Origin of the sequence: Gellertiella hungarica (genome assembly GCF_014197145.1) — a bacterium.
GTDB lineage: Bacteria > Pseudomonadota > Alphaproteobacteria > Rhizobiales > Rhizobiaceae > Gellertiella > Gellertiella hungarica.
Genome location: NZ_JACIEZ010000004.1, coordinates 266,796 through 290,049 on the forward strand (window position 1 = coordinate 266,796; position 23,254 = coordinate 290,049).

The window sequence follows — 23,254 nt, forward strand, 5'->3', positions numbered from 1 at the left end:
TCTCCACCCGTTTCCTGCTCTGAAGGCCCCTCCCGCCCGGCTTCGCGTTCCGGCGGGAGGGTTACTCTGTCCCTAGAGATCGAACACCCTCGCGCCCTCCTCGAGGATGGTGCCGTCCACGCTGATTTCCAGGCGGTCGGATTTCCGGATCATTGCTACCCGGCGCGACGTGCTGGCAATCCTGATCTCCACATCCACCCGGTCCCACGCTGCGGGCAGAACGGGGTCAAGCCTGATCGTGCGTCCTTCCCGCCGAATGCCGAGGATCCCTTCGACAGCAGCGCGATAAAGCCAGCCGGCGGAACCCGTGTACCACGTCCAGCCTCCGCGTCCCGTCAATTCGCCCGCACCGTATACATCGGCCGCAACGACATAGGGCTCCACCCGATAATGCTCCGCCGAATCGCGGTTCAGCGCATGCGAGATGGGGTTGAGCATCGAGAAGCAGCGATAGGCTTCTTCCGCGCGGCCAAGCCTTGCAAGGGCCAGCACGACCCATGTGGCGGCGTGGGTATACTGCCCGCCATTTTCGCGCACGCCGGGCGGATAGGCCTTGATGTAGCCGGGGTCGTGATCGGTGTTTTGGAACGGCGGCGTAAACAGGCGAACCAGTCCTGCCTCTCCGTCCACAAGGTTCGTCATCACTGCGTCCATCGCGCGTTGCTGGCGATCCGGCGTACCCTTGCCCGAAAGCACAGACCACGACTGCGCGATCGAATCGATCCGGCATTCATCGGACAACGCCGAGCCCAGCGGCGTACCGTCATCGAATGTTCCCCGACGGTAATGGTCGCCATCCCAGCCGGCCTCTTCAAGCGCCTTTTCGAGGCGCAGGAAATGATCCTTCCAGCGCGCGGCACGCGCGCTGTCGCCGCGATCGGCGGCACGCGGAATGAAGCGCTCCAGCGTCGCGGCCAGAAGCCAGCCGAGCCAGGTGCTCGTGCCGCGGCCCTCGATGCCGACCCTGTTCATACCGTCGTTCCAGTCGCCGCCAAGAATGAGCGGCAAGCCGTTCTCGCCGGTCCGCAGAACCGCGAGATCCAATCCGCGCGCTGCATGTTCGTAGATGCTTCCCGACTCCGAGCTCGTCTCGGGACGGTAGAACGAATCATGCTGCCCCTCCGCCAGCGGCTCGCCCGAAAGGAACGGAACGACCTCATCGAGAATCGATGCGTCACCGGTCACGGACACGTAATGATCGACGGCATGCGCGAGCCAGACCACGTCGTCGGAAATCAGTGTTCGCACACCTGCACCGGTTTCCGGCAACCACCAGTGCTGCACGTCTCCTTCGACGAACTGGCGCGACGCCGCGTTGAGGATCTGGCCTCGCGCCAGCGACGGATCGTGCAGGAGGAATGCGAGCGTATCCTGCAACTGGTCTCGGAAACCGAAAGCGCCGCTTGCCTGATAGAAGGCCGCACGCGCCCTGATGCGGCAGGCGAGCGCCTGATAGGGCAGCCAACGGTTGACCATCAGGTCGAATGCCTTGTCCGGGGTGCGCACGTTGACGGTACCGGTGAAGGTCGACCAGTTGGAATGGATATCCTTCAGCGATTGCTCGAAGTCCTTCGAGCGGACCGCAGAAAGCACCCGACGCGCGTCGTCGGCATTCCCGGCATCTCCTAGATAGACATAGACATCCCGCTCCTCGCCGGGCGCCACCGTGATGCCGAGAGCGAGCGCCGCAGCCGGATCGCCGTCGAAATCCGCATTGTTGGATAGCGGCTGTCCCGGGCGGATCGCCGCGGGAGCGTGAATTGCCCCCTCCCGTCCAATGAACTCCCGGCGGCTGGCCGTGAAGCTTTCCGGCGCGATGCTTGCGGCAAGGAACGCCGTCCGTCCCGGATAGTCTATGCTGTAGGGATTGCTGGCGAACAGCGCCTCGGTCTCGATGTCATGGGACGTCATGACATAGGGAGCCGTCTTCTGGGCATTGTTGCCGAGCACCCATTCCGCATAGGCGTAAACCTTGAGAATCTTCGGCTCTTGCCCGGTGTTCCGGATCCGCAGACGGGACACCTTGACCGGCTCGAGAGGATCGACCGCCTGGAGAAGCTCAAGCGACAAGGGACCATTCTTCGTGACGAAGACGCTGTAACCCTGACCATGGCGCGCTTCGAAGCTTTGCCCCTGGTCTCTCGAAAGCGATGCGAAGGGTACGGTAACGGCGCCAGTTTCCTGGTCGACGATATAGAATGCTTCGCCGGGCCGGTTGACGACCGGGTCGTTCGTCCAGGGCGTCAGCTGGTAGTCGCGTGAGTTACGGCTCCATGTGAAGCCGCCACCTTCGCCCGCGACATGGAAGCCGAAGCCGGTATTGGCAACCACGTTGATCCAGGGCTGGGGCGTTGCCTGTCCGCCCCGCAGGCGAATGACATATTCGCTGCCATCGCGGCTGAAACCGCCATAACCATTCCAGAAGTCCAGATCGCCCGCATCCTCGACAGCCACCATGTCCCGGGCGGGAACGGAGGACAGAACGACCTCGGCGTCCCGCTCGGCTTCGCCAGCGGCAGAGGGGGCCGGCATGGTCGGGGCAAAAAGCGCGATGCTCCGGTTGATCTGGTCCGTTATGGTTCCGTTGGCCGCATGGAATACGGCGCGCGATGCGGCAATGAGCGCCTGCCAGGTGGTGTTGTCCATCAGGTCGCGGCGCACCGCGAAAATGTGCTGGCGAAGGCCGTCTGCCTGACCAAGCCGCCGGAAATTCTCGCAGGCGGCATCAAGCGCATGCTGCATGTCCTGCGCATAGGAGGCCGCACGTTCGTTGACGATCACCAGATCGACCGTCAACCCGCGCGAGCGCAGATATTCCTGCGCCATGAGCGCTTCCCGGGCGATCCCGAGATCCATCTCGTCGTTGATGCGCAGGGCGATGATCGGGAAATCGCCGGAAATGGCAAGAGGCCAGAGCGCCGACTGGGAAGCCAGCCCGGCCACAACCGTGGCCGGGTCCGCCCGGAGATGCATGTCCGGATAAACCAGGTAACGGCCGAGCAGCTGGAAGGCCGCCGCCTGCCGGGAGTTTACGCCGATGTGACGCATCTGCACCTGCGCGCGGGTCCAGGCGTGAACCATTTCATGACTGAACGCATCGGGATGACGATACCTGTCGATCGCCATGTCGATCTCTTCGCGGGTCGGTGCGGCGATCGTCCAGTAGATCACGCTGACCTTCTTGCCGGCCGGCACGCGCACGATCCGGCGAATGGACAGGACGGGATCGAGGGTAAAGCCATCCTTGCCGGACAGGGAAGAACCGGGATCGAAAGCAGCCGCTTCCGCGAGGCTGCGCCCGCGACCGATGAAGCGGCGACGGTCGGTCTCGAACTCCGTCGGACGTCCGGAGCCGGAATTGTCGACCACCAGATGGGCGACCCACATGTCCGGCTCATTCGGATTGCGCTTGTTGCGCACGGCGCGAATGACATCCCCGCGCTTGCCGATCTCCGTGCGCACGAACATGCGCGAGAACAACGGATGCGCGCTGTCAGCATCATCGGTGGAGAGCACCGGTTCCATGTAGGAGGTCACTTCGATGAAGCGGTCTTCCTGGCTCATGTTGATGAGGGTGAGACGGCGGCCCTCGGCGTCGTGTTCCGTGCCGACGATGCATTCCAGCTCACTGGTCAGACGGCCTACGGTCTTGGAGAACTCGGCCTTGTCGTCACCGAAGATGACATTGGATTTCTCGCCTTCGATCGCCTTGGGAGCCACGGTTGCCGACCACCATTGATTGGTGCCGAGGTCGCGCAGGAAGACGAAATTGCCCCAGTTGTCCTCGGTGGGGTCTGCCTTCCAGCGGCTGACCGACTGTCCGTTCCAGCGGGAGTAGCCCGAACCGGTGGCGGTAAGCATCACCGAGTAATGGCCGTTCGACAGGAAGACCAGTTCGCGTTCGCGGTTTGCCGGATCGTTGACGGTCCTGATCTGCGGACGCAGGAGGTCTGCCTGGCTGGAACCTGGCTTGGCAGGCTCCTGCTTGGCGCTCATCACCTTGACTTCGCGTGGCGCCTTTTCCTCGACCAGCAGTTCGGCGGCTTCGACAACCGGATCCGAGTGGAAGAGCTCGCGCAGCATGCCGTTGAAAACGACGTTGGCAACCGCGGCAATCGACATGCCGTGATGGTGAGCCATGTAGTTGCGGACCACGGCACAGCGGCTTCCTTCTGGTACCCGCGTCGGGGTGAAATCGACCGCGTCATGGAAACCATAGGGGCCGAGAGCGCCGAGCTTGCGCAATTCCTTCAGGTTCGCGAGCGCCGCCTCGGGATGGTACTGCGAGGCCAGAAGGGAAGCATAGGGCGCGATAACGGCATTTTCCCCGAGACCCCGCTTGAGACCGAGCGTGGGAACGCCGAAATTCGTATACTGGTAGGTCAGTTCATGATCCCGCGCATTGAACGCGGCTTCCGAAATGCCCCAGGGCGTGCCCAGGCGTTTGCCGTGGTTGATCTGCTCCTGGACCACCAGATTGTTGGTCTGGTTGAGGATCCCGCCCTGCCGCTCCTGCATGACGAGCGGCGGCATGAGATATTCGAACATCGACCCAGACCACGACACCAGGGCGCCTCTGGAGCCCACCGGCACGACCTGACGGCCGAGCTTGTACCAGTGCTCCGTGGGAAGATCGCCCTTGGCAATCGCAAAAAGGCTGGTGAGGCGGGCCTCCGAGGCCAGCAGATCGTAGCAGGCCTCGTCGAGTTCACCTGTCTCGACGCGATAGCCGATGGAGAGCAGGCGCCTCTCCTTGCGGAACAGGAAGCTGAAGTCCATGCCGAAGGCAATGCCGCGGGTCTTGTCGCGAAGGAAGGCGAGCCGGTGCCGCAAGGGCTCGATGTTGGCGATATCCGCGGCCGAGTCGCTGGCATGGGCCTCGCAGGTTCGAACGAGCGCGCTGGACCATGCTGCAACTTCGGCGCTTTGTACCGAGGCAACTTCGTGGTCCAGATTGATCGCCAGTTTCTCGATGTCTCGCGCAAGGCCGAGCAGGGTCTGGATCTGCGTGGAGGCCGAGACCTTCTCGCGGCGGACGGCGGATAGGGCCGAGCGGAAACTGTCGATGCATTCGGCAAGGCGGCGCCGAAGCGGACGCACGGTCTTCCGGTCATCCGGCAGCTCGGCCAGCACTTCCCGAAGGATTCCCAGAACGTCCGCCACGCCATCGATCTGCGCCTGCATGTGAGCGGAAGGCGCTTCCTCCCAGTCCCGCAAAGCAGAAGACACGGCCACCAGATGGCCCGCGAGGTTGCCGCTATCGACCGCCGATACATAACGGGGGCCGAGCGTCGCCAGGGTATCGGTCAGATACCAGTTCAGAAGATGGCCGCGGAACTTCTCCATGCGGTCGATGGTGGCGACGGTCTGCTCGATGCGTTCGATGGTTTCGGCAAAGGAAATCCAGCCGAACTGACGCGCGGAGATAATCGAGAGGAGATAGACGCCGATATTGGTGGGCGAGGTGCGCTTGGCGACGACCGGATTCGGTATCTCCTGGAAATTGTCCGGCGGCAGGAAATTCTGTTCCGCGTCCACGAATGTTTCGAAGTAGCGCCATGTGCGGCGCGCGATCTTTCGCAGTTCCGTCGAAACTTCTTCCGAGACGACAAGCCGATCTTCCGTCTCCGCCGTCTGGCTCACATACCAGGCTATGGCAGGCGACACGATCCAGAGGAAGACGAAAGGCAGGGCGACAAGGAAGCTCTCCTGGCCGTAAAGTGCCGCAAGGACAAGACCGGCGAGCGACAGCGCGGGGCCCTGCCACATGTTCTTGTAATAATCCAGGATGGAGCCCTGCGCCGCCGACTGAACGCTAGCCGCCGTCTTCCATTCCAGCAGAAGCCTGCGGCTGATGAAGAGGCGATAGAGCGACCGGACGATGGCGTCCAGCATCTTCCAGGCGGAATCGGCGATGAAGACCACGCGCAGGGCAACCTGCGCATTGGCAGCCCTGATATCCGACCAGACCGTATAGAGATGGGCACGGGCAACGATATCGCTCGAACGGGGAATGATGCCCGAGATCAGCGAGAGCGTCGGTGCAACGAAAAGGCAGAAGATCAGCAGCGCCTGCCAGACCAGAGCGTGGAAGGGTTCCAGCAGGATCCAGCCGCAGACAGAGGCGAGGAACCAGGCGATCGGAATCAGCGAGCGGCGAAGGTTGTCGATCATTTTCCATCGCCCGAGCGCGCTGACGCCGCGCTTCAGGTCGAGGATGAAGGGGAGCAACTGCCAGTCGCCGCGTGCCCAGCGATGCTGGCGGGAGACTTCCACCTCGTACCGGACGGGGAAATCCTCCACCAGTTCGACATCGGTCACCAGGGCGCATCGCGCCATGGAGCCTTCCAGCAGGTCGTGGCTGAGAATGGTGTTCTCTTCGATCCGGCCTTTGAGGGCAGCCTCGAAAGCATCCACATGATAAAGGCCCTTGCCGGTAAAGGTGCCCTCGCCGGTCAGGTCCTGATAGACGTCCGAGACGGTGAATACATAAGGATCCAGGCCGCGATTGATCGAGAAGATGCGCTGGAAGACCGAGGCATCGACGCCTGTCGTCAGCGATGCCGTCACACGCGGTTGCAGCAGGCCGTAACCCTTGACCACCCGGCGCGTCACCGGATCGAGTTCCGGGCGATTGATCGGGTGGTGCAGCTTGCCGACAAGCTTGGTTACCGCATCGCGCATCAGGCGCGTGTCGGAATCCAGCGTCATCACATACTGGATGCCTTCCGGAATCTCGTTGGCGCCGGGAAGGAAGGTGGTGTCACGATCGCCGCGGAGGAGGAGATTGAGCTCGTGCAGCTTGCCACGCTTGCGCTCCCAGCCCATCCAGCAGCCTTCCTGCGGATTGTAGAGCCGGCGGCGATGCAGGAGGAAGAAGCGCTGCATGGGATCGCCGGCATAGCGTTGCCGCAGCATCTCGATCTGCTGGCGGGCATAGGCAAAGACAGCCAGATCGGCTTCGGTCTCTTCCTTCTGGCTGTCCGGCCAGTCGCTGACCAGCGCAAAGTGGATGGCCCCATGGGGGTTTGAAAGGTAATGGACTTCCAGGTTGCGGATAAGCTCGTCGACGCTGTCTCGGCTGGAGATGAGGCATGGAACCACGAGCAGTGTCCGCGCATCCTCCGGAATCCCGTCCTTGAACTCGTAGCCGATCAAACGGACCGGCGGCACGAGAAAGGTGACAAGCGTGTTGAAGAGCCCCGTTGCACCCTCCGATGCAGGAAGCGCGAAGAGGAAGAGCAGGAGAACGAGCGCTCCGATGCCCAGGCTGGTCTGCGCGAGAAACAGAAAGGCACCGACAAGCGCCATCAGCGTGAAGGCGATGACCGGTCCGCCGATAGCGAACCAGTCGAACTTGCGGAAGTTCCGGATGGAGCCCTGCAGGAAAGGCGTGCGGTAGCCGATGGCCTTCTCGAGTTTCTTGCGCTGAGTGCCGACCAGAAAATCGCCGAGATTTGCCGTCCGACCGGTCAGGCCGACGGGTCCGGCCTGTTCGGTCATGTCGCAGGCGGTTTCCGCTATCTGCAGCTCGGTCAGACCCGAACGCCTGGCGAGCCGCTCGATGGTCTTTCGATACTTGTTCCGGGAGCCGGAATCGAGCGCACCATAATCGGTGCGGGCAAAGAGCACCTTGTCGACAGCGCTCACCTCTTCCACCCAGACGGCCCACTCCGTATCGTTGATGTGACGAAGGCCCTTGATGATGTTGCCCATGGTCACATTGCCAGAAGAGAGGCGGTTATGTTCCGCCATCAGCACCTCTTCCGCATCGGTGCCCGCCCGCTCGAGCCGCTCCTCCAGCCAGGCGATCGCAAGGCTGGAGGTCTGGGAACCGTCGCGCAACCGGTAGAGGAACTGGGTGGCAAAGGTATTGTCTTCAGCAAGCTGTTCCAGGCTGTGGAGATAGGCCTTGCAGCGTTCGGCATCGCCCAGGCGGATGAGTTCGTCCGCCGCCTCGTTGGCCCGCCGCCGCATCTGCCGGGAGCGTTCGACCCGGATGGAAATGCGCCGCAGATTTTCGATCAGGACATAGCGAACCATGGACGGCAGGGCCCAGAGCTCGCCGATCTTCAGCGTTTCAACGGACTGAAAGCCGTCGACGATTGCCGTCAGGCTTTCACGGGAAACGGTGCTGTGGGTGTGCGCCACGTAGAGCCAGGCGATGGCAAGGGTCCGTGGGATTTCGTGACCTGCGACGGTAATGGTCGGAAGTTCGCGGTAAAAGCGCCGGGGAAAGTCGCGCCGCACCTCCTGCAGGGCTTCTTCCACGATGTAGTGATTATCGAGAAGCCATTCGGCGGCGGGGGTGATCACCGCCCCCGCGGCCACATCCGATGCAGTCGAGCGATAGACCCTCAGAATTTCCCGATCATTTTCCTTGTGGCGGCGGAAAAAATCGAACGGGGTATAGGCAGGCAAATGAAGCGTTCCGTTCGTCGCCACGTCTGCACCCAGCGCGCGGAGCTCCTCCATGGAAAAGTAGGTGGAACGGATCGAACCGTTGTGATCGATCTGCCTGGATTCGGAATCGCGACTAGAGGCGGCGTGCGGGCTTTGCAGAGACATGAGTTCCGATCTGGATACATACAGAGTGATCAAACGGCCACGCCATATCCCGATGCCTGCATCAGCACAACAATTTTGGCCGCCGGATACGGACCGCAATTCTTCCGCGCGATGATGGCCTTCCTTGCACATGGACAGGCACGCCGGGACAGGGCGCAAGAGTCACTGCCTTGTTCAGCGAACATGGCTTTTTTGCGCCAGTTGCCCCGCCAAGGCGAACCGCGTGAGATTGAAGCAGTTTGACTTGAAGTCAAGGGCGGCCGCCTCGGACCTTCGTACCTTATCGGGACCTGTGGGTGCTTCCAGGCGTGCGCCTGCATCCGCACGGGGAGAGGACCGTACAGTTCAGAGCCGCAGCCCGCGCGTGTGGCGCTCATGCACCTCGATCAGGGTGGGACCACCATGACCGGCGGCACTTTTCAGGGCAGCCTCCAGTTCGCTGATGTCATCGAGCCGCCATGACGGAAGACCGTAAGCCTCGCCGATCTTCACGAAGTCGGGCGCGGATGGCTTCACGCCTTCGGGTGTGATCCCGTTGTCGATCATGTAGGTTTCGATTTCCTGATATCCGTCGTTGTTCCAGACCAGGAAGATGACACGGGCACCGGCATCGCGCGCGGAACCGATTTCCGCCAGCGTGAACTGCAGGCCTCCATCGCCCGTCAGGCAGACGACCGGAGTGCCGGGTTCGGCAAGGGCGGCTCCCACGGCGGCGGGGGGGCCGTAGCCCAAGGCGCCGAAGCCGGTCGCGGCGTTGAACCAGCCATGCGGACGGTCGGCGTCGTAGTAGAGATTGCCTGCATAGATCGCCTGGGTGGAGTCCCCGACGATGATGAGGCCCGGCAGGGCGGTGCGGATGCGCTCGAGAATCGCGACCTCATGCTGCATTTTCGCGCTCAGCTCCGACCGCGCCGACTGGCGCAGCAGCGATGCCCGTTCCGCTCCCCCTCTCGTCGGCAAGACATCGGGAACGAGAGAAAGCAGGTCTGCAGCCGCGTTCTCCACGGTCGAAAGAACGGAGACCCGGCTATCGGGGTAACGGGACAACTGGACGGCATCGACATCAACATGGATCACGCTATCCAGTTTCGGAAAGCCTCCGTCGACGTAGACGTCGTAGTCGGTCGGGCCAAACTGGGTACCGAGCGCAAGCACGAGATCGGCTGCCGCGATCTCGGCCCGCACGGAATGCAGACTTGCACTTGCGGGAACCGCAAGCGGATGTCCGGGCAGAAGACCGCGGGCGTTGGCGGTCGTTATGACCGGCGCGTCCAGGCGGGAGGCTAACATGCCAATGGCATCGGCAGCGGCAACGGCGCCACCGCCGGCCAGGATGAGCGGCCTTGCCGCCATGGCGCAGAGGCGGGCCGCCTCCTCGATCACGGCCTTTTCGCCTCTCGGACGAAGGCGCGGAGCGGCCTTCGGAACAGTCGCCGGGATCTGCGCCGACATCACGTCCGTCGGAATCTCGATGTGCACCGGCCCGGGGCGCCCGGAGCCGAGAATGGTGAAGGCCCGTGCCATGACCTCGGCGAGGTCGCCGGGTTCCAGCAGCGTGTGCGTCATCAGGCAGAAACTTGCCATCATCGCCCTCTGGTCGGGAAGTTCATGCAGCTTTCCCCGGCCATGACCCAGCGTGGCACGTGCATTCACACCCGAGATGACGAGCATGGGAACCGAATCCTGCTGTGCCTGCGCCATGGCGGTGATGGCATTGGTCAGTCCCGGCCCGGTGATCAGCAGGCAAACGCCCGGCTTGCCACTGACGCGCGCATAGCCATCGGCCATGAACGCGGCTCCTTGTTCGTGGCGCGGCGTGACGTGGCGGATCTTCGACCCGGCAAGCCCCCGATAGAGCTCGACGGTATGAACGCCCGGTATGCCGAAGACCGTGTCGACGCCGTTGGCCTCCAGGATGTCTATCAGAACCTCGCCGACTGTCTTCGTGCTCCTGCTCATGCCCGTCTGGCCCTCTCCTGCTTGAGATCCGTTGCCAGCGTCGCCATGCGCTTCATGGCGGTGGCCAGCACATCGTCGGGAACCGTAAGCGAGATCCGAATGAAGTCTCGCGCCTCTGCACCGAAGGAAGAACCCGGCATAACTGCCACATGCTGTTGCTTCAGGAGTGCCCAGGCAAAGTCTTCGCCCGAAAGACCCGTCTGACCGACATCCACCAGGATGAACATGCCGCCCTCCGGCATCATCGTCCTGAGCAGCGGTTCCCCGGCCAGCGCCGTCTCCACGATCTTCGCCCGGCGCAGATAGTTTTCCCGCATGACGGCGGCCGTATCGAAACGCTGGGATACGGCCATGGCAGTCATATCCGAAATGAAGGGCTGGACACCGAACAGCATCGTTTCCGATACGGGCAGCAGGCGTTCGCAGAATTCCACGGGTCCCGCAGCCCAGCCGCTGCGGAAACCGGGTGCGGCATGGGATTTCGAAATGGAGGAGACGACGATGGTACGTTCCGCGAGATCGGGATTGTCGAAGGGCGAGGCGAAATCCGCGCCGAAGGTCAGTTCTTCATAGACTTCGTCGCAAACGATCCAGAGATCGTGGCGACGGCAAACCTCGCCAATGGCGGCGATTTCGCCGGCAGTCAGCACGGCACCCGTCGGGTTGTGTGGCGTGTTGAGGAGAAGAACGCGGCTGTCGGGCGTAATCGCCTTTTCCAGATCCTCCGCCTGCAGATGGAAGCGCCGCTCGGGATGAAGCGGAACCGGAACAAGCCGGGCACCCGTGGAGGCCACGACACCCTCGTAAGTGGCATACAGCGGATCGCCAACGAGAACCGCGTCACCCGGCTCGACAAGACCCATCATGACGGCGAAGAGTGCCGTTTGGGTGCCCGGGAAGCAAAGGATGTTCTTTTCCGTGACGTCGGGGCGGCGCTTGCGATACTTGTCGGTCAGCGCCTTCAGCACCGCGGGCTCGCCGCGACCGTTCGAATAGCGCGTCCGGCCGGCATGCATGGCACGGGCGCATTCGGCCAGCAGGGCTTCATCCGGCGGCAGATCGGGCTCGCCGATGGTCAGCTCGATGATGGGCGTGCCGGCCGCAGCCATGCCGCGTGCGGTGCTGTGAACCGCCCATTTGCCGGAACCGAGGTTTGACAGTCGATCGGTGATGGAAGCGTAGCGCATGGTGTGATCCTTCTTCATGCGATGATCGCCGGAGGTACCGGATTGGAATGGGCCTTTATCAGGTGAGGCCACCGGGCGGCAAACCCAGAAGCTCCTCTGCCGAGCGCAGCACGATGTCGGCAGCTTCCGTCTCGCTGAACAGTTCCCGTGCGACCGAATGCTCGAGCCAGAGACCATCCACGAGACCGTTGATGGCAACTGCCTTGACCCGGCATGAGGCCGCGTCCGCCGGTTTGCCGATATCCGCGAGAAAGGCACGGATATGCGCCTCGAGCCTTTCCAGGAAGGCGAGATAGTACTCCCGGTGGATGGCTGCAAAGGCCGGATCGAGGTTGACGTGCCCGATGAAGGCAGCCCAGACCGCAAAGGTTCGCGCGTTGGTGACGTTGTCGTGCAGATTGCCGGCGATGAAATGGCGAAGACGGTCCCGGGGCGTATCGCCACCCGCATCCGCGGCAGCATCCACGCTCCGCAGCATGCCCTGCATCAGCTCCCGATAGGCCTCCTGGACCATCTGGTCCTTGCTTTCGAAGTAATGCCGGATGAGGCCGCCGGTCACGCCTGCCCGGGCTGCAATCTGGCGCACGGTGGCCGCACGCAGGCCCTGTTCTGCGATGACGTCAATCGTGGCCGCGATCAGGTCGCGGCGCCGTTCCGCCTCGCCGGCCCGGTGAAAGGTCCGCCGGCTCATGCAGCCCGCCAGACCGGCCGCGTGAGGCAGGTCGGTCCGCCCTCGCAGGCAATGCAGAGGGCATCGGCCTCGAAGGTCTCGACCGTACAGCCAGCCTGCTCCATCACCGCACGGGTTCCGGGAAAGCCGGCAACGGCAATGACGTTGCGCGGACTGACGGGCAGCACATTGAGATTGAGGCCGAAGCTCGCGGCGAACTCCTCCTCCGGCGCGTGAAGAAGTGTGATCCCCATGTCGCGCAGCATCAGGTAGAAGGCCGCAGGCATGAGCGGGGCGTGAACCAGGGCAAGATCTTCGGCAAGCGGGCTCATGACAGACATCAGATGCAGGCATGCTGCCTCCCCGGCCCAGAGCGGAAGATCGAAGGTCAGCACCGTCACGCCGAGGGGCTTCAGGATTTCCTGGACCTGATCGATGCCATGCTGGTTGGAACGGACCCCGCGACCGATCGCGAGGATCCTGTCATTGACCCAGATGCAGTCGCCGCCCTCGACGGTACCGGGTGCCTCGACCCTTCCAAGAATGGGGATGCCGGCAGCCCGGTAAGCGGCTTCGTGGAGCGACGGCTCACCCTTGCGCAGCGCCTTGCCCATGTTGAGGATGATTGCACCCTTGTCGGTCATCAGCGAGGGATCATGCGTGAACATCGCATCTGCCATGCCATCGCCTGCGTCCTCCATCCACAGAATTTCGGCACCCGACTTTTCAACAAGCCGTGTAAACTCGGCATATTGCCGGATCGCCTTTTCGCCGTTGAAGGTGGGCCCATAGTGCCACTCGGCAGCGTTTGCCGAAAGAAGGCTGGGTCCGGGGCGGCGCATGAGCACGCGCTTCAGTGTCGTTGCCATCGCTTGCGATCCGAAATTGCTCATGCGGCCACTTCCCCTCTCTTGAAGCCAGGCCCGCAGCGAGGCGGGCAGTGCTCGATATTATACGCTTGAATAATTTTCGGACAAGTGCAAAACTCCTCTCCAACATCGCTACGAGCCAGCGCGGAGCGAGAAGCAAAAAGCTGGGGAACACACAAGAAGGCGGGTAAAAACAAAGCCCGAACAAGGGGATGGGATGCAATGACCGAGCCCGGACTGGCCATTCAGGTAACCGACCTCCACAAGCGGTTCGGGCCGCTGGAGGTGCTCAAGGGCGTATCACTGGAGGCGAAACAGGGTGACGTCATCGCCATCATCGGTGGCTCAGGGTCGGGCAAGTCCACCTTTCTCCGCTGCATCAATCTTCTGGAACTTCCGACCGCCGGCCGCGTGACGGTACATGGCGAAACCATAGAGATGAAGCCCGATGGCCAGGGCGGTCTCATGCCGGCAAACCGCAAGCAGGTGCAGCGCATCCGCTCCCGCCTGGCCATGGTTTTCCAGAGTTTCAACCTGTGGCAGCACATGACGGTGTTGCAGAATGTGATCGAGGTGCCGATCCATGTGCTGGGCGTGCCACGAGATCAGGCCATCGCCACCGCGGAAGCGCTGCTGAAGCGCGTCGGACTGTTCGAAAAGCGGGATGCCTATCCGGCGTTCCTTTCGGGAGGGCAACAGCAACGCGCGGCAATTGCCCGGGCTCTCGCCGTCCAGCCGCTCGCGATGCTGTTCGACGAACCCACCTCCGCGCTTGATCCAGAACTTGTGGGCGAAGTGCTCACCGTGATCGGCGATCTGGCCCGCGAGAAGCGCACGATGCTGCTCGTGACGCATGAAATGAAATTTGCACGCGAAGTCTCCAATCACGTCGTCTTCCTCCACAACGGCATGATCGAGGAACAGGGACCCCCGGACCAGATCTTCGGGGCGCCCAAATCTGAACGGCTGAAGAAATTCATCAGCTCCATCCACTGAAAAGCGAAAAAGCAAAGGGGAACACCATGAAAAAATCGCTTTCCATCATCGCTGCCACACTGGCACTCGGGCTTGGCCTTGCCGGTGCCGCGCAGGCGGAACAGGTCAAGGTCGGCTTCGCCGCCGAGCCTTACCCGCCCTTCACCTCGCCGGACGCGAACGGCAACTGGGTTGGCTGGGAAGTGGACTTCCAGAAGGCTCTCTGCGCCGAAGCCAAGCTGGACTGCGTCATCACGCCCGTCGCCTGGGATGGCATCATTCCGGCCCTCACCTCCAAGAAGATCGACATGATCATCGGATCGATGTCGATCACGGAAGAGCGGCTCAAGACGATCGATTTCTCCGACAAGTACTACAACACACCGACGGTCGTGATCGGCCCGAAGGACCAGAAGTTCGACGCCACTCCGGAAGGCCTGAAGGGCAAGATCATCGGGGTACAGGTATCCACCATCCACCAGGCCTATGCCACGAAGTACTTTGGCCCGACGGCTGCAGAAATCAAGGAATACCAGACCCAGGATGAGGCGAACCAGGATCTGGCCGCCGGCCGCGTTGACGCCGTTCAGGCCGATTCCGTTGCGCTCGATGCATTCCTGAAATCGGAGGCGGGCGCCTGCTGCGAAGTGAAGGGAACGGTCGTTGACGATCCGTCCATCCTGGGGCTGGGCGTAGGTGTCGGCCTGCGGAAGGGAGAAACCGAGCTCAAGGAGAAGATCAACGCCGCCATCAAGGCGATCCGTGCCAATGGCACTTATGACACCTTCTCCAAGAAGTATTTCGATTTCGACATCTATGGCAAGTAACAACGGCTGAACGGATCCGTGGCCTGCGGCCACGGATCCGTTCCCGTCCTGGTGGATACATGCCATGGTGGCAGCAGCAACCCAGTCCTATCTGAGCCTGCTCGCACTGGAACCGCCCGGTTGGGGCGGTGTCATGCTTGTCGGCTTCATTCAATCGCTCAAACTCGCCTTTGGCGGCTATGGCCTCGGACTCCTGATCGGTATCGGCGGTGCGTGCGGCAAGCTCTATGGAGGGCCGGTTCTCAGGGATCTGATGGAAGTCTATACGACCCTGATCCGGGCCATCCCGGAGCTGGTCCTGATGCTTCTCCTCTATTACGCAGGGACGGATGCCCTCAGCCAGTTGCTGGCACTGGCCGGCTACGGCTCGGTCGACATCAATGCCCTGACGGCGGGCATATTCGTGATCGGCGTGGTGCAGGGGGCCTATGCGACGGAAGTTTTCCGCGGAGCCATCAAGGCGGTACCGATCGGCCAGATCGAAGCTGCCCGTGCCTATGGCATGTCTTCCTTCCAGGTTCTCCGGCGGGTGACGCTTCCTGCAATGCTGCCGCACGCGCTTCCCGGACTTGCCAACCTCTGGATGGTGGCTACCAAGGATACGGCTCTGCTGGCTGTCATCGGTTTCAGCGAGCTCACTCTCGTGACCCGACAGGCGGCAGGCTCCACCAAGGCCTACATGCTCTTCTTCCTCGCCGCCGGTGCGATTTACCTAGCCTGGACGCTGGTCTCCAGCCTCGTGATCCGGCTGATCGAAAAGCGTGCCCGTCGCGGCCTGACAAGGACGGCATGAGATGAGTGAGCCGACCACCCTGCCCGCCTATACCGCGCCCCGCCCCCGGAGCCTTTTCGAGCCGCACCGCATCGTGCTGATGGCAATCTTTGCGGTGCTTGTGTTTTGCGTCGTGTGGTTCATGCGTTGGGACTGGCTGCCGAATTACGGCACCCGCCTTGCCTATGGTGTGGGCGAGACGCTGATCATGCTGTTCTCCACCGCTATTGTGGGCTTCATGCTTGCCGTGCCCATCGGGCTGGTTCAGGTCACGGGGCCGCGGCCGCTCTCCTGGCTCGCCCTTACCTTCTGCACGATCATCCGCGGCACGCCGCTGCTTCTGCAGCTCTGGATGCTGTATTATGGCCTGGGTTCGCTCTTTGCCCAGTATCCGGAGATCCGCCAGTCCTTCCTTTGGCCATATCTGCGCCAGGCCTGGCCCTATGGCTTCACGGCGCTCATGATCTCCTTCGCCGCTTACGAAGGCGAAGTCATGCGCGGCGCTTTTGCCGGCGTACCGCGAGGCGAGCTGGAGGCGGCAGAGGCCTTCGGGATGAGCCGTTTCAAGCTGTTCTGGCGGATCTGGCTGCCGCGCGCCATCCACCGCGCCCTGCCCACCCTGAACGGTGAAACCGTGCTGCAGCTCAAGGCCACCCCGCTCATCGCCACGATCACGGTCGTGGATGTTTATGGGGTGATTTCGCGCGTGCGGCAGGATACCTTCCTCACCTACGAGCCCTTGCTTCTGCTGGCCCTGATCTATCTCTGCCTGACGGGCCTGCTCATCTGGGGCTTCCGCCTCCTTGAAAACCGCATTCCCACGCGTGGTGCATAAGACATGAAGATGAACCTCTCCAACGCAATGCCCGAACTCGTCGAGATCCGGCATCACCTCCACCAGTATCCCGAAATCGGCCTTTCCGAATTCCGGACATCGGATTACATCGCCGAGAAATTGACCGCCATGGGTTACGAAGTCACCCGTGGCCTTGCCAAGACGGGGCTGGTGGCAACGCTGAAGAACGGGTCGTCTCCGCGTTCGATCGGGATCCGTGCCGATATCGATGCCCTGCCGATCACCGAGGAAACCGGTGCGGACCACGCCTCGCGGATACCGGGGATGATGCACGCCTGCGGCCATGACGGCCACACCACGATGCTGCTTGGAGCCGCAAGGCTCCTCGCCGAACGCCGGCAGTTCGACGGCACCGTGCATCTCATCTTTCAGCCGGCCGAGGAGAATTTTGGCGGCGCGAGAATCATGGTCGAGGAGGGGCTTTTCGACCGCTTCCCCTGCGATGCCGTCTTCGCGCTGCACAACGATCCTTCGCTGCCATTCGGTCAGTTTGCATTCCGGGAAGGGCCGATCATGGCGGCAGTGGATGAATGCCGCATCACCGTCAACGGCAAGGGAGGACATGGCGCAGAGCCTCAGGATACGGCGGACCCGATCGTGGCAGGGGCTGCAATCGTCATGGCCCTGCAGACCATCGTATCGCGCAACATTCACCCCATGGATCCGGCGGTTGTCACCATCGGGGCATTTCATGCCGGGTCGGCCAGCAACGTCATCCCCGAGCGGGCGGAGATCGTGGTCGGCATTCGTTCCTTCGACCCCAGGGTTCGCGACGAGCTGGAGCATCGCATTCGCACCATCGCCACCGCCCAGGCGCAGAGTTTCGGCATGACCGCGACGGTCGATTACGAGCGTAGCTACGATGCGACGATCAACCACAAGGCGGAAACCGACTTCGCCCGCACGATTGCCCGCGATTTTGCCGGAGCCGACAAGGTCGTGGACATGCAGCGGCCCACCATGGGCAGCGAAGATTTCGCCTACATGCTGAAGGAACGGCCGGGCACGTACTTCTTCCTCGGTGCTCAGAAGAGCCCTGACGACCCGCAGCTGCACCACCCGAGATATGATTTCAATGATGATCTTCTGCCGATCGGCGCCGCCTTCTGGGTGGAGCTGGCAGAGCGCTACCTCGCGACGCGCTAGCGGCGAAGGGACGGAAAAGAAAAGGCGCGGACCTCTTGCCCGCGCCTTTCTTCATGTCGTGATTTCAAGGTTTCGGAAGTTCAGGGAAAGATGCCGAGCACAGCCGCTGCAACGAAAACGAAGGCTGCCGTGATGAGCGCCACGTTCACGGCGAGCTGAAGCTTCTGCTTGCCCGAGCGAACGGGTGCATAAAGGTTCTTCGCGGAATAATCGATGTTGGACATGCTGTCTCCTTCTAAACCGCCTTCGCATCGGAACCGCTGAAACCGGCTCTCGTGCCGCGGAAGAGTTTGCTTCCATCGGGACCGGACAGGAAAACGACGGCCCGCTTTCTCACCAGTAAAGGCTGAACCAGTTGGCCCGCGCGATCAGTTCCCTTTGGGCGGGAAGCCGCTCGGCTGCCTGACCGTCGGACACTGCCTGAGACCCGACCATTGCCTTTTTTCTGCCATCTTCCGGCCCGCCTTCGCGCGCCGGAGGATTGAGATAACCCAATGTCATTCCACCGAAATAGAACATCGTCACCTCCCGTGCGATGGGGCGGCTCGGCACCGCCCATGACACAATCATGACACAATCATGAACGGAGTCAACTATCTCTACCAATCAGATAGTGATTTAACGCTTGATTTACGAGATGTGCTTGGAACAGCAGCAGTTTTTCTTCACATACAAAAATGCGGACCGCTGCAAACGGTCCGCATGGAATAATTCTGGGTGGCAAGGAAGGACTGCGCTTCACCCTCCGGGTGTCGCCCCCTCGCGCCAGGCCGCGACAGAACAGGGTTCCAGCTGACTGCCGCCCAGAACGAAGTCCTCTCCCGGGCAGACCCATGGGGAAGGCCCGTAATTGAAGGCGAAGACCAGATCGCCGCGGCGACGCAGCCGGACATGCGGCGGGAGAGGAACGGTTTCCAGCTCCGCCTTGCGGACCATGTGCGCGATTACGTTTGTCAGCAGTGACTCGTCCGGCCAGCAGCCGAGATAATGGATGTTGTCTTTGGCGATCAGCGCCGGATCTCCGTTGGAGAACCGGGAAAGGATGTCTGCCGTGGTTTTGATGCTTTCTCGCCACCTGACCGCCTGACCGCTGACCATACCGGACACCGCATCGGCCAGACCCGGCCGGAGCGACGAAACCTGCGTCACCCGAAGGGGAACCAGATCCTGCAGCGGTCCTGGCGGCAGGGCGTCGGGGATCTGAAAGTGCCTGTCGCGGGAGCCTGAGCGTGGTCCGAAAAGGATGATGCCTTTTGCCGTTTTCAGAGCGCGGAGCGCTTCATCTGAAACATGCATCAGACCGGGGACGAGGATCAGCTTGCGGTCCGAGAGATCTGCGCCCGGCCGAACGAAATCCACGTCGAGCCCCAGCCGGCGGATGGCCTCGTACCAGCGGAAGGCAAGCTCTTCGGCGCGGAAATCCCGTCCCTGGGGCTGGATGATCGTGCTCCAGTGATTCTCGTAATCATAAAGAATGGCTACCGGCGCAGGTGCGCAAGGCTTCAGCGCGCCGAGATTCTCAAGATCGAGCGCCGATTGACGCGCTTCCCTGCCGCCGGCCGAGAGCTCGTCGAGCCCGGGCAGGTTGAGGCCTGCATGCATCTGCTCCTGAGCAAAGGGCGCCTGCCGCCAGCGGAAATAGCTGACGACCTCCGCACCGTGGGCAATGGCCTCGAGCGTCCAGAGCCGAACCATCCCCGGCCGCGGCACCGGGTTCCAGGGCGCCCAGTTCACCGGCCCGGGCTGCTGCTCCATGACCCAGAAACGCCCCTTGCCGACACCCCGGTAAAGATCGTGGTGGAAGGGCGCGATATCCGGATGGGAGGTTTCGGCCCAGCGGTTTCGCTCGTCCTCGGTGAAGGGAAACTTCTCGACGAAGCCGATGGGGTAGCTGTCCCAGGATGCGAGGTCCAGATTGTCGCCCACCGCCCAGTGATCGAAATCGTTCACGAAGCCCATGAAATTATGGGTTATCCATCGTCCGGGCGGACATGGCGCGGGACCGTCTTCCCTCCCTGGAGAAGATGCCCCTCGTCGAGCCGCAGACGGAATGGATGATCTTTCAGGCGCTGGCCGGCGCATGGCCCTCGGGAGAGGCGCCTCCCTCGCGCGACGTTTGCACAGCGCTGCTTGAGCGCCTGCAGCAGTTTCTTCAGAAAGCGGCCCGCGAGGCCAAGCTCGCCTCGAACTGGAATGCGATCAACGCAGACTACGAGGCCGCACTCGGCGACTATGCCTCAAGCCTCCTCGATCCGCTGAATGACGCCTTCCGCCGGGATTTCCACGAGACGCTGAAACCCTTCATCCGCGCCGGCGAGATGAATGCCCTGACGCAAGCAATCCTGAAGCTGACTGCGCCGGGCATTCCCGACATATACCAGGGGAGCGAGCAGCAGGATTTCAGCTTTGTCGATCCCGACAATCGGCGTTTGCCGGATTTCGACCGGCTTTCGGGCGATCTTCCGGAGGAAAGCCTCGACGAGGCTCTGGATCTCGATCCACGGGAGCTCCAGACGGGGCGCCTGAAGCAGAAGGTCATCGCGCGGCTCCTGCATCTGCGTCGCCACTTCCCGTCGCTCTTCCTGAAGGGCGATTACCGGCCGCTCGCCGTAGAGGGGGAGAACCGAAGCCACCTGCTCGCCTTCCTCAGGCGCCATGAGGGCCGCAGCCTGATTGTCGCGGTGCCGCTGAAAACGCTGTGCCTCGAACGGGGCGAGCGATGCAATCCCGGCGAAGGGCGTACGCGCGTGGTGTTGCCGGAGGACATGCTTGCGCACGGTTTCACCGACCTGTTTACGGGACGGGATCTGAACTTTCCGGACCGGGACGAAAATGTGTCGGGCTTTGCCGCAGCGGGCTATTCGCTGATGTTCGGCGCCGGAAACTGACGCGACAAAAAGGCCCTCTGGCCTTCGGGCGAAGCGCGCCTATATGGCCCTTTCATCATATGGAATGGAAGGGGGCATGATAGATGACGGGCAAGGTTCTGGTCTATGGCGGCACGGGCGGCATCGGCAGCGAGACGGCGCGGCTCCTGCGGGAAAAAGGGTATGACCTCCACATCGTCGGCCGCTCCGCCGAAAAGGTAGAGGCGCTCGCCAACGAGCTGGGGGCAAGCGCCAGCATTGCCGATCTCAACGACCCCGGCGCCTTTGCCACCGTCACCGCAGAAGCAGGTCCCGAGCTGGCGGGCCTTGTCTATGCCGTCGGAACGATCAACCCGAAACCGCTTGCCCGGCTGACGCCGGCCGACTTCGAAGCGGATTTCCGGCTTAACGCGATGGGGGCAGCGCTCGCCGTTCAGGCAGCCCTTCCGGCCCTCAAGGCAGGTTCTGGCACCTCTTCGGTCCTGCTTTTCTCCACCGTTGCGGTGGCCCAGGGCTTTTCCTCCCATGCCTCCGTCTCCATGGCCAAGGGCGCGGTCGAAGGACTTGCGAGGGCGCTCGCGGCAGAGCTTGCCCCCAAGATCCGCGTCAACGCCATCGCGCCGTCGCTGACCCGCACACCGCTTGCGGCGGGGTTGACGAGCCAGCCTGCCATGGCCCAGGCGCTCGGCCAGATGCACCCGATGGGGCGGCTCGGCGAAGCCATCGACACGGCCAGGCTGGCGGCTTTCCTCATCTCCGAGGAGGCAGGCTGGATCACCGGTCAGATCATCGGTGTGGATGGCGGGCGCTCGTCGCTGCGCACTAAGGGTTGATACCATGCCCCGCATGCGCAAGAAATCCGATCTGCCTGAGAAGACCTGCGCAGCCTGCAGGCGTCCCTTTTCCTGGCGGAAGAAATGGGCCCGTGACTGGGACAACGTGCGCTACTGTTCGGATGCCTGTCGAAAGACCGGGTCCAGCCCGTCCCCCAGGGTGTCCGGATGACCGGCACCCTCCGGCTCGTTCTGGGCGATCAGCTTGCACGCTCCATGACATCCCTCACCGATCTCGATCGGGAAAGGGACGTGGTGCTGATGGCCGAGGTGATGGACGAGGCCAGCTACGTGCCTCATCACAAGCAGAAGATTGCCTTCCTGTTCAGCGCCATGCGCCATTTCGCGCAGGCGCTGGAAGCGGACGGCGTGCGCCTCCGCTACGTCCGGCTCGATGATCCCGCAAACACCCAGTCGCTGACAGGAGAGGTGGAGCGCGCCCTCCGGGATTTCGGGCTTTCCGAAATCTGCGTGACAGAGCCCGGAGAATGGCGCGTGCGGGAAATGCTGCTTGGCTGGCGCGAGAGGCTCGGCCTTCCCGTCCACGTGCTCGACGACGACCGGTTCTTCTGTTCCCGCGCCGAATTCGCCGCCTGGGCACGCGGCAAGCGGCAGTATCGCATGGAATTCTTCTACCGCAACATGCGCCGCAAGACGGGCCTTCTGATGGACGGGACGGAACCGGCCGGCGGCCAGTGGAACTTCGACCACGACAACCGGCATCCCTTGCCGGACCGGATGTTCCTGCCGAAGCGACTGCGTTTCGAGCCTGACGAGATAACGCGGGACGTGCTCGGGCTGGTCCGCGACCGGTTCGGCGGCAATTTCGGAGATCTCGAACCTTTCGGCTGGGCAGTAACCCGCGAAAGCGCGCTGCTGGCGCTCGATCATTTCATTGACGCCTGCCTTCCCGCCTTCGGCACCTATCAGGACGCCATGCAGACGGGCGAGGACTTCCTCTATCACGGCCTCGTCTCACCCTATCTCAATGCCGGCTTGCTGACCGCTCGCGAGGTCTGCGAAAGGGCGGAGGAAGCCTTCCGGGCAGGCAGGGCGCCGATCAACGCTGTCGAAGGCTTCATCCGCCAGATCCTCGGCTGGCGCGAATATGTGCGGGGCATCTACTGGGAGCGGATGCCCGGCTACAGGGAAACCAACACGCTGGAGGCGACGCGTCCCCTGCCCGCCCTCTACTGGACCGGCGAAACACCGATGCACTGCCTGTCGGAATGCGTGCGGACGACGCGCCAGCATGCCTATGCCCATCACATCCAGCGGCTGATGGTACTCGGAAACTTCGCGCTTCTCGCCGGGCTCGCGCCCAGGGAAGTGCAGGACTGGTATCTTCTCGTCTACGCGGATGCCTATGAATGGGTGGAGCTTCCCAATGTTCACGGCATGGTGCTGCATGCCGATGGCGGGCTCATGGCTTCGAAACCCTATGCGGCTTCGGGCGCCTACATCGATCGGATGTCGGACTATTGCGGCACCTGCCGCTTCAGCCCCAAGAAGCGCACCGGCAAGGATGCGTGCCCGTTCAACTTCCTTTACTGGAACTTCCTCATCGAGCACCGCGGGCGTTTTGCCGGCAAAAACCGCATGGCAATGATGTTCAAGAACCTCGACCGCTTGAGCGAAGGGGAGCAGAAGGCGATCCGCGAAGAAGCAAAGGCCTTCCTCGATGACCTGAAACCCTATGGCTGATCGTCCAACTGTCGCAGATCT

The 23,254-nt window shown here is 62.4% G+C and carries 17 protein-coding genes; 9 read left to right on the forward strand and 8 right to left on the reverse strand.

Going from position 1 to position 23,254, the window contains the following annotated elements; all coding sequences use genetic code 11:
* Window positions 1-72: 72 nt before the first annotated feature.
* The 5 genes from GGR23_RS12595 to GGR23_RS12615 form a co-directional block, all read right to left on the reverse strand.
* Window positions 73-8,568, reverse strand: coding sequence for a glycoside hydrolase family 94 protein (locus GGR23_RS12595; RefSeq protein WP_183366631.1), 8,496 nt, complete (start codon window positions 8,566-8,568; stop codon window positions 73-75).
* A gap of 345 nt (window positions 8,569-8,913) precedes the next feature.
* The gene (locus GGR23_RS12600) at window positions 8,914-10,527 is read right to left on the reverse strand and encodes a 5-guanidino-2-oxopentanoate decarboxylase (protein WP_183366632.1); all 1,614 of its coding nucleotides are present in this window, start codon (window positions 10,525-10,527) and stop codon (window positions 8,914-8,916) included.
* Window positions 10,524-11,714, reverse strand: a complete 1,191-nt coding sequence (locus GGR23_RS12605; RefSeq protein ID WP_183366767.1) for a pyridoxal phosphate-dependent aminotransferase — start codon at window positions 11,712-11,714, stop codon at window positions 10,524-10,526. The genes GGR23_RS12600 and GGR23_RS12605 overlap by 4 nt, the downstream gene beginning before the upstream one ends.
* 58 nt (window positions 11,715-11,772) lie before the next feature.
* Window positions 11,773-12,405 carry a TetR family transcriptional regulator C-terminal domain-containing protein gene (locus GGR23_RS12610; protein ID WP_183366633.1) on the reverse strand — a complete coding sequence of 211 codons (633 nt, stop codon included), beginning with the start codon at window positions 12,403-12,405 and terminating at the stop codon, window positions 11,773-11,775.
* Complete coding sequence (locus GGR23_RS12615; RefSeq protein ID WP_183366634.1) at window positions 12,402-13,277, reverse strand: dimethylarginine dimethylaminohydrolase family protein; 876 nt, start codon at window positions 13,275-13,277, stop codon at window positions 12,402-12,404. The genes GGR23_RS12610 and GGR23_RS12615 overlap by 4 nt, the downstream gene beginning before the upstream one ends.
* Window positions 13,278-13,475: 198 nt before the next feature.
* Between GGR23_RS12615 and GGR23_RS12620 the strand changes: the two genes are divergently transcribed.
* From GGR23_RS12620 to GGR23_RS12640, 5 genes are all read left to right on the forward strand, one after another.
* The gene (locus GGR23_RS12620; RefSeq protein ID WP_183366635.1) at window positions 13,476-14,249 is read left to right on the forward strand and encodes an ABC transporter ATP-binding protein; all 774 of its coding nucleotides are present in this window, start codon (window positions 13,476-13,478) and stop codon (window positions 14,247-14,249) included.
* A 26-nt stretch (window positions 14,250-14,275) separates the two neighbouring features.
* The gene (locus GGR23_RS12625; protein WP_183366636.1) at window positions 14,276-15,055 is read left to right on the forward strand and encodes a transporter substrate-binding domain-containing protein; all 780 of its coding nucleotides are present in this window, start codon (window positions 14,276-14,278) and stop codon (window positions 15,053-15,055) included.
* A gap of 64 nt (window positions 15,056-15,119) precedes the next feature.
* Complete coding sequence (locus tag GGR23_RS12630; protein WP_183366637.1) at window positions 15,120-15,848, forward strand: ABC transporter permease; 729 nt, start codon at window positions 15,120-15,122, stop codon at window positions 15,846-15,848.
* Window position 15,849: 1 nt separating this feature from the next.
* Window positions 15,850-16,662 (forward strand): ABC transporter permease, encoded by an 813-nt coding sequence (locus GGR23_RS12635; RefSeq protein ID WP_183366638.1) that lies wholly within the window; start codon window positions 15,850-15,852, stop codon window positions 16,660-16,662.
* Between the two features lie 9 nt (window positions 16,663-16,671).
* A complete protein-coding gene (locus GGR23_RS12640; RefSeq protein WP_382342721.1) occupies window positions 16,672-17,829 on the forward strand; it encodes a M20 aminoacylase family protein in 1,158 nt (385 codons plus the stop codon).
* A gap of 80 nt (window positions 17,830-17,909) precedes the next feature.
* On the opposite strand, the gene GGR23_RS12645 is transcribed toward GGR23_RS12640, so the two are convergent.
* The 3 genes from GGR23_RS12645 to GGR23_RS12655 all read right to left on the reverse strand — a co-directional run bounded on the left by GGR23_RS12645 (window position 17,910) and on the right by GGR23_RS12655 (window position 19,911).
* Complete coding sequence (locus GGR23_RS12645) at window positions 17,910-18,053, reverse strand: hypothetical protein (RefSeq protein ID WP_183366640.1); 144 nt, start codon at window positions 18,051-18,053, stop codon at window positions 17,910-17,912.
* A gap of 109 nt (window positions 18,054-18,162) precedes the next feature.
* Entirely contained in the window at window positions 18,163-18,348 is a 186-nt protein-coding gene (locus GGR23_RS12650) for a hypothetical protein (RefSeq protein WP_183366641.1), read from the reverse strand.
* A gap of 219 nt (window positions 18,349-18,567) precedes the next feature.
* Window positions 18,568-19,911 carry a beta-galactosidase gene (locus GGR23_RS12655; protein WP_183366642.1) on the reverse strand — a complete coding sequence of 448 codons (1,344 nt, stop codon included), beginning with the start codon at window positions 19,909-19,911 and terminating at the stop codon, window positions 18,568-18,570.
* On the opposite strand from GGR23_RS12655, the gene GGR23_RS12660 reads away from it, so the two are divergent.
* From GGR23_RS12660 to GGR23_RS12675, 4 genes are all read left to right on the forward strand, one after another.
* Complete coding sequence (locus GGR23_RS12660) at window positions 19,821-20,717, forward strand: malto-oligosyltrehalose synthase (protein WP_183366777.1); 897 nt, start codon at window positions 19,821-19,823, stop codon at window positions 20,715-20,717. The two genes, GGR23_RS12655 and GGR23_RS12660, sit on opposite strands and share 91 nt — an antisense overlap.
* A gap of 83 nt (window positions 20,718-20,800) precedes the next feature.
* A complete protein-coding gene (locus GGR23_RS12665) occupies window positions 20,801-21,529 on the forward strand; it encodes an SDR family NAD(P)-dependent oxidoreductase (protein ID WP_183366643.1) in 729 nt (242 codons plus the stop codon).
* A gap of 13 nt (window positions 21,530-21,542) precedes the next feature.
* Window positions 21,543-21,701, forward strand: coding sequence for a DUF2256 domain-containing protein (locus tag GGR23_RS12670; protein WP_382342796.1), 159 nt, complete (start codon window positions 21,543-21,545; stop codon window positions 21,699-21,701).
* On the forward strand, window positions 21,698-23,233 hold the full coding sequence (locus GGR23_RS12675) for a cryptochrome/photolyase family protein (protein ID WP_183366645.1): 1,536 nt from the start codon (window positions 21,698-21,700) through the stop codon (window positions 23,231-23,233). The genes GGR23_RS12670 and GGR23_RS12675 overlap by 4 nt, the downstream gene beginning before the upstream one ends.
* The last annotated feature ends 21 nt before the right edge of the window (window positions 23,234-23,254 follow it).

What these genes read in the sequence shown, in the direction of transcription:
- GGR23_RS12595 (WP_183366631.1), bottom strand. Translation starts at nt 8,568, where the DNA reads ATGTCTCTGCAAAGCCCGCACGCCGCCTCTAGTCGCGATTCCGAATCC.
- GGR23_RS12600 (WP_183366632.1), bottom strand. Translation starts at nt 10,527, where the DNA reads ATGAGCAGGAGCACGAAGACAGTCGGCGAGGTTCTGATAGACATCCTG.
- GGR23_RS12605 (WP_183366767.1), bottom strand. Translation starts at nt 11,714, where the DNA reads ATGCGCTACGCTTCCATCACCGATCGACTGTCAAACCTCGGTTCCGGC.
- GGR23_RS12610 (WP_183366633.1), bottom strand. Translation starts at nt 12,405, where the DNA reads ATGAGCCGGCGGACCTTTCACCGGGCCGGCGAGGCGGAACGGCGCCGC.
- GGR23_RS12615 (WP_183366634.1), bottom strand. Translation starts at nt 13,277, where the DNA reads ATGAGCAATTTCGGATCGCAAGCGATGGCAACGACACTGAAGCGCGTG.
- GGR23_RS12620 (WP_183366635.1), top strand. Translation starts at nt 13,476, where the DNA reads ATGACCGAGCCCGGACTGGCCATTCAGGTAACCGACCTCCACAAGCGG.
- GGR23_RS12625 (WP_183366636.1), top strand. Translation starts at nt 14,276, where the DNA reads ATGAAAAAATCGCTTTCCATCATCGCTGCCACACTGGCACTCGGGCTT.
- GGR23_RS12630 (WP_183366637.1), top strand. Translation starts at nt 15,120, where the DNA reads ATGGTGGCAGCAGCAACCCAGTCCTATCTGAGCCTGCTCGCACTGGAA.
- GGR23_RS12635 (WP_183366638.1), top strand. Translation starts at nt 15,850, where the DNA reads ATGAGTGAGCCGACCACCCTGCCCGCCTATACCGCGCCCCGCCCCCGG.
- GGR23_RS12640 (WP_382342721.1), top strand. Translation starts at nt 16,672, where the DNA reads ATGAACCTCTCCAACGCAATGCCCGAACTCGTCGAGATCCGGCATCAC.
- GGR23_RS12645 (WP_183366640.1), bottom strand. Translation starts at nt 18,053, where the DNA reads ATGTCCAACATCGATTATTCCGCGAAGAACCTTTATGCACCCGTTCGC.
- GGR23_RS12650 (WP_183366641.1), bottom strand. Translation starts at nt 18,348, where the DNA reads ATGTTCTATTTCGGTGGAATGACATTGGGTTATCTCAATCCTCCGGCG.
- GGR23_RS12660 (WP_183366777.1), top strand. Translation starts at nt 19,821, where the DNA reads ATGGCGCGGGACCGTCTTCCCTCCCTGGAGAAGATGCCCCTCGTCGAG.
- GGR23_RS12655 (WP_183366642.1), bottom strand. Translation starts at nt 19,911, where the DNA reads ATGCGCCGGCCAGCGCCTGAAAGATCATCCATTCCGTCTGCGGCTCGA.
- GGR23_RS12665 (WP_183366643.1), top strand. Translation starts at nt 20,801, where the DNA reads ATGACGGGCAAGGTTCTGGTCTATGGCGGCACGGGCGGCATCGGCAGC.
- GGR23_RS12670 (WP_382342796.1), top strand. Translation starts at nt 21,543, where the DNA reads ATGCGCAAGAAATCCGATCTGCCTGAGAAGACCTGCGCAGCCTGCAGG.
- GGR23_RS12675 (WP_183366645.1), top strand. Translation starts at nt 21,698, where the DNA reads ATGACCGGCACCCTCCGGCTCGTTCTGGGCGATCAGCTTGCACGCTCC.